This window comes from Muricoccus harenae (assembly GCF_009848505.1).
GTDB lineage: Bacteria > Pseudomonadota > Alphaproteobacteria > Acetobacterales > Acetobacteraceae > Roseomonas > Roseomonas harenae.
The window spans coordinates 97,114-111,050 of the sequence record NZ_WWDL01000012.1 but is presented as its reverse complement, the minus strand read 5'-3'; the positions used below and the strand labels follow the sequence as shown (position 1 = coordinate 111,050).

General features: G+C 70.0%; 12 protein-coding genes. 9 read left to right on the top strand and 3 right to left on the bottom strand.

Going from position 1 to position 13,937, the window contains the following annotated elements:
• Positions 1 to 8 precede the first annotated feature (8 nt).
• Genes GSE44_RS10950 through GSE44_RS10940 form a run of 3 tightly spaced genes read right to left on the bottom strand, consistent with a single transcriptional unit; the run spans position 9 to position 5,808 of the window.
• Positions 9 to 3,113 (bottom strand): efflux RND transporter permease subunit, encoded by a 3,105-nt coding sequence (locus GSE44_RS10950; RefSeq protein WP_159348830.1) that lies wholly within the window; start codon positions 3,111 to 3,113, stop codon positions 9 to 11.
• Positions 3,110 to 4,378: an efflux RND transporter periplasmic adaptor subunit gene (locus GSE44_RS10945; RefSeq protein WP_159348829.1), complete on the bottom strand. Its 1,269-nt coding sequence runs from the start codon at positions 4,376 to 4,378 to the stop codon at positions 3,110 to 3,112. Before GSE44_RS10945 ends, GSE44_RS10950 begins: the two co-directional genes overlap by 4 nt.
• On the bottom strand, positions 4,375 to 5,808 hold the full coding sequence (locus GSE44_RS10940; protein WP_235924710.1) for an efflux transporter outer membrane subunit: 1,434 nt from the start codon (positions 5,806 to 5,808) through the stop codon (positions 4,375 to 4,377). The genes GSE44_RS10945 and GSE44_RS10940 overlap by 4 nt, the downstream gene beginning before the upstream one ends.
• 228 nt (positions 5,809 to 6,036) lie before the next feature.
• On the opposite strand from GSE44_RS10940, the gene GSE44_RS10935 reads away from it, so the two are divergent.
• From GSE44_RS10935 to era, 9 genes are all read left to right on the top strand, one after another.
• Positions 6,037 to 6,885, top strand: a complete 849-nt coding sequence (locus GSE44_RS10935; RefSeq protein WP_159348828.1) for an alpha/beta hydrolase family protein — start codon at positions 6,037 to 6,039, stop codon at positions 6,883 to 6,885.
• A gap of 43 nt (positions 6,886 to 6,928) precedes the next feature.
• Entirely contained in the window at positions 6,929 to 7,591 is a 663-nt protein-coding gene (locus GSE44_RS10930) for a sulfite oxidase-like oxidoreductase (RefSeq protein ID WP_159348827.1), read from the top strand.
• A 4-nt stretch (positions 7,592 to 7,595) separates the two neighbouring features.
• The gene (folK, locus tag GSE44_RS10925) at positions 7,596 to 8,096 is read left to right on the top strand and encodes a 2-amino-4-hydroxy-6-hydroxymethyldihydropteridine diphosphokinase (protein WP_235924709.1); all 501 of its coding nucleotides are present in this window, start codon (positions 7,596 to 7,598) and stop codon (positions 8,094 to 8,096) included.
• An 88-nt stretch (positions 8,097 to 8,184) separates the two neighbouring features.
• Complete coding sequence (rpoZ, locus tag GSE44_RS10920) at positions 8,185 to 8,583, top strand: DNA-directed RNA polymerase subunit omega (protein WP_159348826.1); 399 nt, start codon at positions 8,185 to 8,187, stop codon at positions 8,581 to 8,583.
• 22 nt (positions 8,584 to 8,605) lie between these two features.
• On the top strand, positions 8,606 to 10,984 hold the full coding sequence (locus GSE44_RS10915; RefSeq protein WP_235924708.1) for a RelA/SpoT family protein: 2,379 nt from the start codon (positions 8,606 to 8,608) through the stop codon (positions 10,982 to 10,984).
• Between the two features lie 25 nt (positions 10,985 to 11,009).
• The gene (gene acpS / locus GSE44_RS10910) at positions 11,010 to 11,429 is read left to right on the top strand and encodes a holo-ACP synthase (RefSeq protein ID WP_159348825.1); all 420 of its coding nucleotides are present in this window, start codon (positions 11,010 to 11,012) and stop codon (positions 11,427 to 11,429) included.
• A 112-nt stretch (positions 11,430 to 11,541) separates the two neighbouring features.
• On the top strand, positions 11,542 to 12,294 hold the full coding sequence (gene lepB / locus GSE44_RS10905; RefSeq protein ID WP_159348824.1) for a signal peptidase I: 753 nt from the start codon (positions 11,542 to 11,544) through the stop codon (positions 12,292 to 12,294).
• 22 nt (positions 12,295 to 12,316) lie between these two features.
• Entirely contained in the window at positions 12,317 to 13,009 is a 693-nt protein-coding gene (rnc, locus tag GSE44_RS10900) for a ribonuclease III (RefSeq protein ID WP_159348823.1), read from the top strand.
• Positions 13,002 to 13,934, top strand: coding sequence for a GTPase Era (gene era / locus GSE44_RS10895; RefSeq protein WP_159348822.1), 933 nt, complete (start codon positions 13,002 to 13,004; stop codon positions 13,932 to 13,934). Before rnc ends, era begins: the two co-directional genes overlap by 8 nt.
• The last annotated feature ends 3 nt before the right edge of the window (positions 13,935 to 13,937 follow it).

Genomic DNA, 13,937 nt, shown 5'->3' with positions numbered 1-13,937 from the left:
GCGCGGGTTCACTCGGCGGGTGCCGCGGCCGGGGCAGGGTGGCGCTGCAGCCGTGCCCGGACCCACTCCAGCGCCAGATAGACCGAGGGCGTGGTGAAGAGCGTCACCAGCTGCGAGAGCAGCAGCCCGCCGACAATGGAGACGCCGAGCGGCAGGCGCAGCTCCGAGCCGGCGCCATGGCCGAACACCAGGGGCAGAGCGCCGAGAAGTGCCGCCAGGGTGGTCATGGTGATCGGGCGGAAGCGCAGCATGGCGGCCTCGAAGATCGCCTCGCGCGGCGGCAGGCCACGCTCGCGCTGCGCGTCGAGCGCGAAGTCGATCATCATGATCGCGTTCTTCTTCACGATGCCCATCAGCAGCAGGATGCCGATGATGCCCACCACCGAGAGGTCGAGCCCGAAAAGCTCCAGCGCCAGCAGCGCCCCAATCCCTGCGGAGGGAAGGGTGGAGATGATGGTGAGCGGGTGGACCAGGCTTTCGTAGAGCACGCCGAGGGTGATGTAGATCACGACCAGCGCCGCCAGGATCAGCCAGGGTTGGCTCCTCAACGAGGAGCTGAACTCCGCCGCATCCCCGGCGAAGCGCCCGGTGATGGTGGGGGGCACGCCGAGCTGCCGGAGCGCCCCTTCGACGGCCGCGATGCCCTGCCCGAGCGCCACGCCCTCGGCGAGATTGAAGGAGTAGGTGACAGCGGGGAACTGGTTCTCCCGCGTCACCTGCAGCGGGCCGGAGCTGCGGCTGATGCGGGCGATTTCCGACAGCGGCACGACGCTGGCCGTTCCATCCGTGCTGCCGGCGACGCGCAGAAGGCCGAGCCGGTGGGGATCGGTCAGGAAGTCCTCCGAGGCCTCCAGGATCACGCGGTACTGGTTGTTCTGGGCGTAGATGGTCGAGATCTGGCGCTGGCCGAATGCGTCGTAGAGCGCGTCGTCGATCGTCTGCATGCTCACGCCCAGCCGCCCGGCGCGGGCGCGGTCCACATCCACGGCGATGCGCAGCCCTTCCTGCTGCTGGTCGCTGGACAGGTCGAGCAGCTCCGGCAGGTTTCTCAGCGCGGCTAGGATGCGGGGCGACCAGGCCGCCAGCTCCGCCGCATCCGCGTCCACGATGGTGAACTGGTACTGGGTGGTGCTGGCCCGCGCGCCGATCTGGATGTCCTGCACGGCGCGGGGGTAGCTGACGATGCCCGGGATCGCCGCCAGCCGCGGGGCGAGGCGCGCGATGATCTCCTGGGCGCTTTCCGAGCGCTCCTCGCGCGGGCGCAGCACGGCGGTCACGCTGCCGCCGTTCAGCGTGGCGTTGATGGTGCCGGCGCCGACGACAGAGGTAGTGGCCTGCACCGCCGGGTCGCTCCGCACCACCTCCGCCACCTCGCGCTGGAGGGCCGACATGCGGGTGAAGGAGACGTCGCCGGGGGCCTCGGTCGCGATCTGGACCAGCCCGGTATCCTGCGCCGGCAGGAAGCCCTTGGGGATGATGATGTAGAGCCAGACGGTCAGCCCGAGCGTGCCCAGCGCCACCAGAAGGGTCAGCGCCTGGAAGCGCAGGGTGACGCCCAGCGCGCGGCGGTAGCCGCTCAGCACGCTGTCGAAGACCCGGTCCGAGGCGCGTGAGATCCAGTTCCGCTTGCTCGTCGCAGGGCGCAGCAGCAGGGCGCACATCATCGGCGTGAGGGTGAGGGAGACGACCATGGAGACAAGCACCGTGGCTGTCAGCGTCTGGGCAAACTCCCGGAACAGCCTCCCGACCACCCCCTCCATGAAGAGCAGAGGGATGAAGACCGCGATGAGAGAAACGGTGAGGGAGATGATGGTGAAGGCGATGCCCTTCGCGCCGAGATAGGTCGCCGCGAGCGGTTCCATCCCCTCCTCGATATGGCGGACGATGTTCTCGATCATGACGATGGCGTCGTCCACGACGAAGCCCGTCGCGATCACCAGCGCCATCAGGGAGAGGTTGTCGAGCGAGAAGCCCAGCCAGGACATGACGGCGAATGTGCCGATGATGGACAGCGGGAGGGAGACGGCGGGGACGATCATGGCGCGCCCCGAATGCAGGAACAGCCAGATCACCCCCACCACCAGAACGGTGGAGAGCACCAGCGTCAGCTCCACCTCCCGCACGGAGGCCTTGATGGTTTCGGTGCGGTCCGAGACGACGGACATGCGGATGTCGGCGGGCAAGCCGCGCTCCAGCACGGGAAGCTGCGCGCGGATCCGCGCCACGGTGTCCACGATATTGGCGCCGGGCTGGCGCTGCACGTCCAGGATCACCGCCGGGTCACCGTTGAACCAGGCGGCGTTGCGGTCATTCTCCAGGCCCTCCACCGCCTGGCCCAGGTCGTGCAGGCGGATCGGGGCCTCGTTGCGATAGGCCACGATGATGTCGGCGAATTCGGAGGGGGCGCTGATCTGGTCGTTGGCCATGATGGTGGAGGCCTGGCGCGGCCCGTCCAGCGAACCCTTCGGCGTGTTGGCATTGGCGCCGCTCACCGCCGTGCGAATATTGGCCATCGAAAGCCCATAGGCGGCGAGGCGCGCCGGGTCGATCCGCAGCCGCACCGCCGGGCGCATGTTGCCCTGCACCGTCACGCGGCCGACGCCGGCCGATTGTGAGAGCTTCTGGGCCAGCAGCGAATCCGCCGTATCGGATAGCCGCGCGATCGGCAGGGTGTCCGAGGTAAGGGCGAGGGTGATGATCGGCGGGTCGGCCGGATTCACCTTCGCGTAGTTCGGCGGGTAGGGAAGGGTGCTCGGCAGCGTGCCGCGCGCGGCGTCCAGCGCCGACTGCACGTCCTGCGCCGCCTCGTCGATGTCCTTGTCGAGCGCGAATTGCAGCGCGATGCGGCTGGTGCCCGGGCCGGAGGTGGAGGTCATCACGGTGACGCCCGCGATCTGGCCAAGTTGCCGCTCCAGCGGCGCGGTGACGACCAGCGCGACCGTGTCTGGTGAGGCGCCGGGAAGCTGGGTGGAAACCTCGATGGTCGGGAATTCCACCTCCGGCAGCGAGGAGACGGGAAGCCGCCAGTAACCCCAGAGTCCCACCAGCAACACGGCAATCGACAGCAGGGTCGTCGCCACGGGCCGAGAGATGAAGGGGGCCGAGATGTTCAATTGGTGGTTCCCTGGGCATCCGCCGTGCGGCGCGGGCGGCTGCCCGGGACACGGTTGGGCGCATTCTCATCCGCGACAGCGACGGTGGTGCCGGCGCTCAGCCGCAGCCCGCCCGAGGTCACGACCCGCTCACCGGGCTGCAGGCCGGCCTGGACGACGGCATCGCTCTGCGTCGTCTGGCCAATGGTCACCGGACGCTGTTCCACCGTCCGGTCCGGCTTCACCACGAAGGCATAGGGTCCGTCCGGCCCGCGCTGGATGGAGACCAGCGGCACCACTGTCGCCTGCGGCACCACCTCGATCCGCAGCCGCAGGTTCACGAAGGCGCCAGGCCAGAGGGCGCGGTCATCATTCGGGAAATGAGCCTTGGCCTTGATCGTGCCGGTGGTCGGGTCCACGGAATTGTCGACCGTCAGCAGCGTGCCGTGCACCACCGGCGCGTTGCTCGGCCCGGGCAGCGTCTGCACCGGCACCGTGCCGGCGGCCATCGCCCGCATCAGACGGGGCAGCTCCTGCTGCGGCAGGGTGAAGGTGACCCCGATCGGCGCCATCTGCGTCACGGTCACGATGCCATTGGTGTCGGAGGAGCGCACGATGTTGCCGGGATCGACCTGCCGGATGCCGATGCGGCCGGCGAGCGGCGAGGTGATGGTGGCGAATCCGAGCTGGGTGCGCGCCTGGTCGATGGCGGCCTGGTCCTGCTGCACTTGCGCTTCCTGCATCGCCACCTGGGCACGCTGCGTGTCCAGCTGCTGGCGGGTCACGCCGGCGTTGCGCGCCAGCCCCTCGTAGCGCTGCAGGTCCAGCCGTGCATTGGCGAGCTGCGCCTGGTCGAGCGCCTTCTTGGCCTCGGCCTGCTGCAGGGCGGCCCGCACGCTGCGGTCATCCACCCGGGCCAGCACCGCGCCCTGCGCGACCTCCTGGCCCTCCTGGAAATTCACCTCCATCAGCTGGCCATCGAGCTGGGTGCGGACCACCACGCTCTGCAGCGGGACTACCGTGCCGAGCGCGTCGACCGTCAGCGCCACGTCGCGCTGCGCTGCCTCGGCCACGGTGACGGGCACGGGGACGCCGCCGCCCGGCCGACGTGCCCGGCCAGAGCCGCCCGAACCGGCACCCCGCCCCTGGGGACCCTGGGCTTGGTTCTGGTCGCGCGCCGCGCTCGGGTCCTGGGCGCCCTGGCGTCCGTGCCACCACCACCAGCCGGCACCACCGGCGCCCAGCAGCAGCACCAGGGTCAGGAACCAGGCGAAACCGCGCTTCATCGTCTGACCTCCGGTGCCGGCGGCGATGCGCCGGGGCCCCACCCGCCTCCGAGCGCCCGGAACAGGCCCACCGCTGCCTGGAAACGTTCCAGCCGGCCTCGCGACAGGTTCCGGCGCGCGGTGAACAGCGTCTGCTGGGCGGTCAGCAGGGTGATGAGAGTGATGATACCGCCCTGGAGCTGCCCCTCGGCGATGGAATAGGCCCGCGTGGCGCGGCGCTCGGCCTCGCGCAGAAGGCGCTCCTGCTCAGTGGTCTCGCGCAGCGCGGCCAGGGCGCTCTCCACGTCCGACAGGGCCGAGAGGATGGTGAGGCGATAATTCGCCAGCAGCTCCTCCTGCTCACCGCGCGCCAGCTCCACCCGGCCACGCAGGGTGCCGCCGTCGAAGACGGTCTGGGCGAGGCTCGCGGCCATGGAGAGGAACTGCGCATCCGGCCGCAGCAGCGTGCCGATCAGCAGCGATTCGAAGCCGCCCTGGGCCGACAGGGTGATGCTTGGGAGGAGCGCCGCGCGCGCCGAGGCCACATTGGCATTGGCGGCGGCGAGCGTCGCCTCCGCCGCCAGCACGTCGGGCCGGCGAGCGAGCAGCTCGGAGGGAAGGCCCGGGGTCGGGGAGGGAACGTCGAGTCCCTCGAAGCCCTCGCCCGACACGTCCAGCTCCGCCGGTGCGAGGCCGAGCAGCACGGCCAGGGTGGCGGTGTTCTGCGACACCGTCTGGCGCAACGGCGGCACGGCTGCTTCCTGCTGTGCCACCACCGTTTCCTGTTGCGCCAGATCGAGGCCGGTCGCCGTGCCGGCGGCTACCTGCTGGCGGATCACGGCCAATACCCGGCGTGCGGCGCTCAGGTTCTCCTCTTGGATGCGAAGCGCCTGCCGGGCTTCGAGGATGGTGAAATAGGTGTTGGCGACCGAGGCCTGGGCGGTCAGCAGGGCGGTGCCGAGGTTGAAGCGGGCGGCGGCGGCGGAAAGGCGCGCGGATTCCGCCGCATTGCGGTTCCGGCCCCAGAAATCGACCTCATAGGAGGCGGCGAGGTCAGCCGAATAGCGGGTGGTGATGGTGCCCCGGCGGCCGCCGGTTTCGCTGCGGGAGGCGTCGGCGCCGGCGGTGACCAGCGGCAGCAGGGCGGAGCCGGCGATCCGCGCCGAGGCATCCGCCTGCCGGATGCGCGCCGAGGCGACGGCCAGGTCGAGGTTCTCCGTGGACATGCGGGCAACCAGCCGGTTCAACTCCGGTGAGCCGACGCCGCGCCACCAGATGGGGTCCGGCCAGGCCGCGGAGCCGGAGCCCTCGCGGAACCGGTTGGGGCCGGCGGCGACCGGTGGGATGGCATCGGGCTTCAGGGCGCAGCCCGCCATGGGCAGGCTCCCCAGCAATCCACCAAGCATGAGAAGATTCGTGCCCCGGCGCGATACGGCGGGGGCATGGGTCATGGGAGTCAGGTTTCGCACCCATCCATTGTAGAGCCGATCATCCGCGCGCCCATGCCCCGTTACCCTTCGCCATCCGCAGAAGCGAACGGAGGCATGGCATCGGTGCGGCAGGCGGCCCGGCTTGATGAATCAGCGCCGGACCGATAACGCATCGCGCAGGATTATGGCGGCGATGGGATGATAGGCCTCAGCGGATCGCAGCGCGGACCGCGTGGAGGTACCCCCCGGATGCGGCTCCTCGGCCTGCTCGCATTCCTTGCCTTGGCTGGCTGCGCCGGCACGGGGGGAAGCGAGGAGGTGCTGACCGTCATCGTGGCTGGCGGGGACGGCTCGGTTCGCTCGATTCCCGCGCGGCTTTGCCGGCCCGAGGGACCCGGGCCGGCGCGGCTTGTCGTGATCAACCATGGATCACCGGGCGCGGGGCGGGCGGCGAGGGCCCGCTATGGGCTGCTGCCCTGCGGCTCCGCCGTAGCCCGGCATTTCCTGCCGCGCGGGCAGGCGGTGCTGGCGCCTCTCCGACGAGGCTACGGTGCCGATCGCGGCGCCTGGAGCGAGAGCTTTGGCTCCTGCGAATCACCCAGCTATGCCGCTGGCGTACTGGAAACGGCGCGCGACGTGCGGGCTGCGATCATCCGGGCGCGGGGTGTGGCAGGCATCTTGCCCGAGGGAATCGCGGTGATCGGCCAGTCTGCGGGCGGTTGGGGAATGCTGCCCCTGGCTGCCGACCCGCCGCCGGGCGTCACCGCCATCGTCGCCGTGGCGCCCGGGCGCGGCGGCCATCGGAACGACCAGCCCGGGGTGAACTGCCGGCCGGACCTGCTCGTCGCCGATGCGGCGCGACTGGCGCGGCGGGGGGCGGAGCCGCTGCCGCTGCTGTGGCTGGCCACCGCGAATGACAGCTTCTTTTCCCCCGCGCTGGCGCGCGACGCCCAGGCCGCCCATGCCGCGGCAGGCGGACGGTCGCGCTTCCACCTGCTGCCGGCCTGGGGGAAGGACGGGCATGACCTGTTCTATGGGCGAGGCGGGCCGGAGGTCTGGGGGCCGCCCATCGACGCCTGGATCGACGCGCATCCTTGATTCCCCGGTTGCATCCGCTCGCGGGCGCGCGCACCTCTCCGGCATGACCGACAAGACGAACCCTGAAGGCATCCGAGAGAAGCTCGTCCGCACCAAGCAGCGATGGGCGGAGGAAGGGCGGCTGTTGACCGGCGCGGCCGGGGACCCGGAGCGCGACCGGCTGCCCCCGGGGCAGCGGCTGGTGACGGACTGGCCGGTGCTGGACCTCGGCATTCAGCCGAGCGTGGACGAGGCCGCCGCGCGGCTGGACCTGGACGGGCTGGTGGAGAACCCGCTCTCCCTGTCCTGGGCGGAACTGATGGCCCTGCCGCAGGAGGAGCGGCGCAACGATATCCATTGCGTGACCCAATGGTCGCGCTACGACAACGACTGGCGCGGGATTTCCGTCACCGACCTGCTGGCGCGAGCCAGGCTGCGGCCCGAGGGGCGGTTCGTGACCATGGAATCGCATGACGGCTACACCACGAACCTGCCTCTGGCCGATCTCGACCGGCAGGAGAACCTGCTCGCGACCCATTGGGCAGGAACGAAACTGACGCGCCAGCATGGCGGCCCGCTGCGGCTGGTGGTGCCGCACCTGTATTTCTGGAAGAGCCCGAAATGGATCCGGCGGATCACCGTGATCGCCGAGGACCGCCCCGGCTTCTGGGAGGTGCGCGGCTATCACGACCGCGGCGACCCCTGGATGGAGGAGCGGTATTCCTGATCCGGTGGGCGACACGCTGGTCGCGATCGGCGCCAACCTGCCCGGTCCGGACGGAGCGGCGCCGCTCGCCACATGCCGCGCCGCCGCCGCCGGGTTGGACGGGATCTGCGGCTTGTCCCTGGTTGCCACCTCCGGCTGGTGGGAGACGGCGCCCGAGCCGCCTGCGCCCGGGAGCCCCTGGTATTTGAACGGGGTGGTCCGGCTGCGGGGAGAGGCCAATCCGGCCGCCCTGCTGACCGCGCTGCAGGCCATTGAGACGGCGGCGGGGCGGGTGCGGCCCTATCCCAACGCGCCCCGGACCCTCGACCTCGACATCATCGCCATGGGGGCGCTGATCCGGGCCGCGCCGGACCCGGTGGTCCCGCACCCCCGCGCCCATCTGCGCCGCTTCGTGCTGGAGCCCCTGCGGGAGGTCTGGCCGGGCTGGACCCATCCCGTGGCGGGGGTTACGATCGATACGCTGCTGTCGGAACTGCCACCCGCGCCCATGCGGCGGCTTGGGTGACGGAGAAGCTTGCCCTCACGCGGACTTGCCTTCGGGGCCGGGTCTCTCTATCTGACCCGTTCGCCCGCACACAACTACGGAGTCCGCCATGGCCCGCGTCACGGTCGAGGACTGCATCCTCCAGGTTCCTAACCGATTCGACCTCGTCCTGCTCGCCGCTCAGCGCGCTCGCGCCATATCGCGCGGCGAAGAGCTGACGGTGGATCGGGACAACGACAAGAACCCTGTCATCGCCCTGCGCGAGATCGCCGACCAGACCGTCGAGCTGGACGGGCTGGAGCAGGACATCATCAAGTCCCTGCTGCGCGCGCCGGAGCCGGAGCCGGTGGAGGAGGAGGTGATCGACCTGATCGCCACCGACGAGAACATCTTCGGCGTCATGGATGTCAGCGACGAGCAGGCGGCCGAGGCCGGCATGCAGGTCGAGGACATGTCCGGCGACGACCTCGAGGCCGCGATTGCCGCCGAGCTGGGCGGCCGCCGCTGACCGCGCGGAAACGCACCATCCGATGAACGACGGCGCCGGGTTTCCCAACCCCCCCGGTGCCGTTGCGGGCCCCGTCCGGGCGCCCGAGGGCGTGGCCACCCGCCCGCCCGACAGCATGGCGCCCGACGACACGGGGCCCGAAGCCCGGGGCAATTCTACCGGCATCGACCCGCTGGGCGATGCCGGGCTGGGCGCCGATCCCGGCGCCGCCCTTGCGGCACTGGTCACCGGCTACGACCCCCGCGCCGATGGCGCCATGATCGAGCGGGCCTATCGCGTCGCCGAGAAGGCGCATCGCGACCAGAAGCGCGACAATGGCGACCCCTATATCGGCCATCCCGTCGCCGTCGCGCATATCCTGGCCGGATACCGGCTGGATGCCGCCACCATCGCCACCGCCCTGCTGCACGACACGGTGGAGGACACAGGCGTCACCCTGCAGGTCCTGTCCCGGGACTTCGGCCCGGAGATCGCGCGGCTGGTGGACGGCGTCACCAAACTGACGCGACTCGAACTGCAATCCGAGCGGACCAAGCAGGCCGAAAACTTCCGCAAGCTGGTGCTGGCGATGAGCGAGGACATCCGTGTCTTGCTCGTGAAGCTGGCCGACCGCACGCACAACATGCGCACGCTGCATTTCGTGCCGCAGCAGCCCCGCCGCGCCCGCACCGCGCGCGAGACGATGGAGATCTATGCGCCGCTGGCCGAGCGCATCGGCATGCAGGCGGTGAAGGACGAGTTGGAGGACCGGGCCTTCCGGGAATTGCAGCCCGATGCCTCCCAGACCATCACCGCCCGCCTTGCCTTCCTGCGCGGACAGGGCGCCGACCTGATCGCCGAGATCGCCGAGGACCTGCGACGGCGCCTGCGCGATGCCGACGTACCGGTGATCGACATCCAGGGGCGCGAGAAATCCGCTTATGGCATCTGGCTGAAGATGCATTCCAAGAAGGTCGAGTTCGAGCAGCTGTCGGACATCATGGCCTTCCGCGTCATCACCGACGACAAGGCGAATTGCTACGCGGCCCTGGGGGCGATCCACTCCGCCTATCGCGTCGTTCCCGGGCGGTTCAAGGACTACATCTCCACACCCAAGCCCAATGGCTACCAATCGCTGCATACCGGCGTGACGGTGCCGGAGCGGCGGAACGCCAAGATCGAGGTGCAGATCCGCACACCGGAGATGCATGAGGTGGCGGAGTTCGGCGTCGCCGCCCACTGGATTTACAAACAGGGGCCCGACGGCGTGGTGAACGCCTCGCGCGACCGCAAGCGCTTCCCCTGGGTGAAGGACCTTCTCGAGATCCTGGAGAATGCCGGGGAGGCGCAGGACTTCCTGGAGAACACGAAGCTCGCCCTCCACCAGGACCAGGTCTTCTGCTTCACCCCGAAGGGGGACCTGATCGCCCTGCCGCGCGGAGCGACGCCGGTGGACTTCGCCTATCACGTTCATTCCCAGATCGGCGACAGCTGCGTCGGCGCGAAGATCAACGGCCGCATCGTGCCGTTGCGCCACCAGCTGGAGAACGGCGATCAGGTCGAGATCATCACGGCGCGGGGCGGCACGCCCAATCCGTCCTGGGAACGCTTCGTCGTCACCGGCAAGGCCCGCGCCCGCATCCGCCGCACCGTGCTGGCCCGCCAGCGCGAGGAGAGCCGCGAGAACGGCCGCCAGGCCATCGCCCGCGCCTTCCGCCAGGAAGGGCTGGATTTCTCCGAGAAGATCGCGGATCCGGCCGTCAAGGCGCTGAAGCAGCCAGGCTTCGAAGAGCTGTGCATCGCCGTCGGCAACGGCAACATCACGGCGCGCGACGTGCTCCATGCCGCGGTGCCGGAGCTGCGCGGCCCACCCCGCGCGGCGACGAGTCCGCTGGAGGCGTTGGCCCTCACCCGCGCGCGGGGCAAGCCGGGTGCGACGGTGCCGCACCGGGTCACTAAGGGGCGCGAGGTGGCGCATGGCATCACCGGGCTCGTATCCGGCATGGCCGTGAGCTTCGCCGGCTGCTGCCATCCGGTGCCGGGGGACCGAATCGTCGGCATCGTGACCACCGGGCGGGGCGTGACCATCCACAAGCAGGAATGCCATACGCTGGAAGCCTTCGCGGCGACGCCGGAGCGCTTCATAGACGTGGACTGGGACACCCAGCCAGGGGCTGCGGGCGAGCATGTGGCGCGGCTCTCCGTGGTCACCTCCAACGAAGGCCCGGCCATCGCGGGCATGACGACCGCCATTGCGAAGCAGGAGGCGCGAATCCAGTCGCTGCGCTTCCTCCACCGTGCCTCGGACTTTGCGGAGCTGAACGTGGACCTGGAGGTGAAGGACCTGCGCCACCTCTCCAGCGTGATCGCGGCCCTGCGCGCGCTTCCGGGAATCGAGCAAGTGGAGCGGGCGAAGGCGTGATCCCCTTCTTTAGGGTTCCCTTGGCATGATCATCGGCCTCGGCAACGACATGGTGGACATCCGCCGGATCGAGCGGACCATCGGGCGCCATGGCGAGCGCTTCCTCTCCCGCATCTTCACGGAGACGGAGCGCGCCAAGGCCGAGCGGCGGGGGGAGCGGACCCGCATCGCCACCTATGCGAAGCGCTTCGCGGCAAAGGAAGCGGCATCAAAGGCACTCGGCACCGGCTTTCGGGCCGGAGTGTTCTGGCGCGATCTGGGCGTGGTGAACCTCCCCTCCGGCCAGCCCACGCTGCGGATGACGGGCGGGGCGGCGGAGCGCCTGGCGGCCCTGACGCCGCCCGGCCATGCCGCCCAGGTTTCGCTCACCATGACGGACGAATATCCCTATGCGGAGGCCGTGGTGATCATTTCGGCGGTGCCCCTCCCGGCCCCGCTTCCTTGACAGCCCGCCCCATCTGGCGCACCCAACGGCCCTGCGGCGGCCCGACCCGAGCCCCCTTCGTGGGATTTTGGGGGCGTTCGGCCGGCCGGGTGAGGCCGCGAGCAAGCATACGATGAGCAAGAAGTCCTCCGGCGGCTGGCTGGAGAGCCTGAAGACGATCCTCTACGCGGGCCTGATTGCCGTCGGCATCCGCACCATCGCCTTCGAGCCATTCAACATTCCGTCCGGCAGCATGATCCCCACGCTCCTGGTGGGCGATTACCTGTTCGTGTCGAAGTATTCCTACGGCTATTCCCGCGCCTCGCTGCCCTTCAGTCCGAACCTGTTCAGCGGGCGGATCATGGGCAGCCTGCCGGCCCGCGGGGACGTGGCCGTCTTCAAGCTGCCGCGCGACGGCACCACCGACTACATCAAGCGCATCGTCGGCCTGCCGGGCGACCGCATCCAGGTGCGCCAGGGAATCCTGCGTGTGAACGGGCAGCCAGTGACGCGCACCGCCGTCGGGCCTTATACGGTGGAGGGGGACGGGCCGCGCCTGACCGTCCGCCTGTACCGCGAGACGCTGCCGCCCAGCGCCAACGGGCCCAGCCGCACGCATGAGATCCTGGAGGCCTCGGATGACGGCCCCTATGACAACACCCAGGAATTCGTGGTCCCCACCGACCATGTCTTCGCCATGGGCGACAACCGCGATAACTCCCTCGACAGCCGGGCGACCAACTATGTCGGCTTCGTGCCGGTCGATAACCTCGTCGGCCGGGCGGAGTTCATCTTCTTCTCCTGGGACGGCTCGGCGAGCTGGTATGAGTTCTGGGCCTGGCCCTTTGCCGTGCGCTGGTCCCGTATCTTCTCGGGCGTGCGGTGATGCGCCGCCTCCGCACCGGGGCATGGTCCCCGTGAAGCCCCCTGTCGCCGCCCTGGCCGGGCGGCTGGGTCACGCCTTCCGCGATCCAGCGCTGCTGGAGCAGGCGCTCACCCACCGCTCCGCCGCAGATCCCAAGCGCCGCCAGCTCGATTCGAACGAGCGGCTGGAATTTCTTGGCGACCGCGTCCTGGCGCTCTGCATGGCGGAATGGCTTTCCGAACGCTTCCCGGAGGAGCGCGAGGGGGAGCTGGGCAAGCGCCTCGCCGTGCTCGTGGCCGCCGAGACGCTGGCGAAGGTGGGCGAGGCCATCGGCCTGCCCAGCGCCCTGCGCATTCCGCCCGCCGAGGGTCGCACCGGGTTGCGGCAGCGTTCTAATGTGCTGGCCGACGGCACCGAGGCGCTGATCGGTGCCCTCTATCTCGATGGCGGGCTCGACGTGGCGCGTGATTTCATCCGGCGGGAGTGGACCGTGGCCATGGAGGCAGATGCCACCCCGCCTATGTCGGCCAAGAGCCGGCTGCAGGAATACTCGCTCGGGCGCGGCCTGGGCCTGCCGGAATACACCATGGTCAGCACCGAGGGGCCGTCGCACGCGCCGCTCTTCACCGTCTCGGTGCGCGCCTGCGGCAAGTCGGCGGAGGCGAGCGGCGACAGCAAGCGCGCCGCCGAGCAGCTGGCGGCCGAGGCCCTGCTGACGGAGCTGGCCCGTGGCTGAGGAAGGCTCAGACGCCGCCGCGCCGCCCGAGGGCTCGACGCGCGCCGGCTTGGCTGCCGTGCTCGGTGCGCCGAATGCCGGCAAATCCACGCTGGTGAACCGGCTGGCGGGGGCGAAGGTCTCGATCGTCTCCAACAAGCCGCAGACCACGCGCTTCCGCATCCGCGCCATCCTCACCGAGGGCCGCTCGCAGGTGGTTCTGACCGACACGCCGGGGATCTTCTCCCCGCGCCGGCGGCTGGACCGCGCCATGGTGGCGGCCGCCTGGGGCGGCGCGCAGGATGCCGATCTGGCGATGCTGGTGGTGGATGCCCGTGCCGGCATCACCGAGCCGCTGCGCGCCATCATCCGCAAGCTCGCCCGGGGCGCACCGCCGCTCTGGCTGGTCCTGAACAAGACGGACCTGTTCGATACCAAGCGCCTGTTGCCGCTGACGGCCGAGCTGACCGAGCTTCTTTCCTTCGCCGAGACCTTCATGATCAGTGCGGAGACGGGGGATGGCGTGGACCGGCTCCGCACGCGACTCTGCGAGGCGATGCCGGAGGGCCCCTGGCTCTTCCCGGAGGATGAGCTGTCGGACGTGACCGACCGCATGCTGGCCGCCGAGATCGTGCGCGAGCAGATCCTGCGCCAGACCCATGAGGAGGTGCCCCACCATGCCACGGTGGAGACCGAATCCTGGCAGGAGCGGAAGGACGGCTCCGTCCGCATCGACTGCACCATCTATGTCGGCCGGGCCTCGCAGAAGGCGATCCTGATCGGCGACAGGGGCTCCCGCATCCGCGAGATCGGCCAGCGTGCCCGGGCGGAGCTGACCAAGCTGCTGGAGCGGCCGGTCCACCTGTTCCTCAATGTGAAGGACCGGCCGGGCTGGGATGAGGAGCGCGGCCGGCTGCGTGCCCTCGGGCTCGAGGACCTGGACTAGCGC

What these genes read in the sequence shown, in the direction of transcription:
- lepB (WP_159348824.1), top strand. Translation starts at nt 11,542, where the DNA reads ATGAGCAAGAAGTCCTCCGGCGGCTGGCTGGAGAGCCTGAAGACGATC.
- GSE44_RS10930 (WP_159348827.1), top strand. Translation starts at nt 6,929, where the DNA reads ATGACCGACAAGACGAACCCTGAAGGCATCCGAGAGAAGCTCGTCCGC.
- GSE44_RS10945 (WP_159348829.1), bottom strand. Translation starts at nt 4,378, where the DNA reads ATGAAGCGCGGTTTCGCCTGGTTCCTGACCCTGGTGCTGCTGCTGGGC.
- rpoZ (WP_159348826.1), top strand. Translation starts at nt 8,185, where the DNA reads ATGGCCCGCGTCACGGTCGAGGACTGCATCCTCCAGGTTCCTAACCGA.
- GSE44_RS10915 (WP_235924708.1), top strand. Translation starts at nt 8,606, where the DNA reads ATGAACGACGGCGCCGGGTTTCCCAACCCCCCCGGTGCCGTTGCGGGC.
- acpS (WP_159348825.1), top strand. Translation starts at nt 11,010, where the DNA reads ATGATCATCGGCCTCGGCAACGACATGGTGGACATCCGCCGGATCGAG.
- GSE44_RS10935 (WP_159348828.1), top strand. Translation starts at nt 6,037, where the DNA reads ATGCGGCTCCTCGGCCTGCTCGCATTCCTTGCCTTGGCTGGCTGCGCC.
- rnc (WP_159348823.1), top strand. Translation starts at nt 12,317, where the DNA reads ATGGTCCCCGTGAAGCCCCCTGTCGCCGCCCTGGCCGGGCGGCTGGGT.
- GSE44_RS10940 (WP_235924710.1), bottom strand. Translation starts at nt 5,808, where the DNA reads ATGACCCATGCCCCCGCCGTATCGCGCCGGGGCACGAATCTTCTCATG.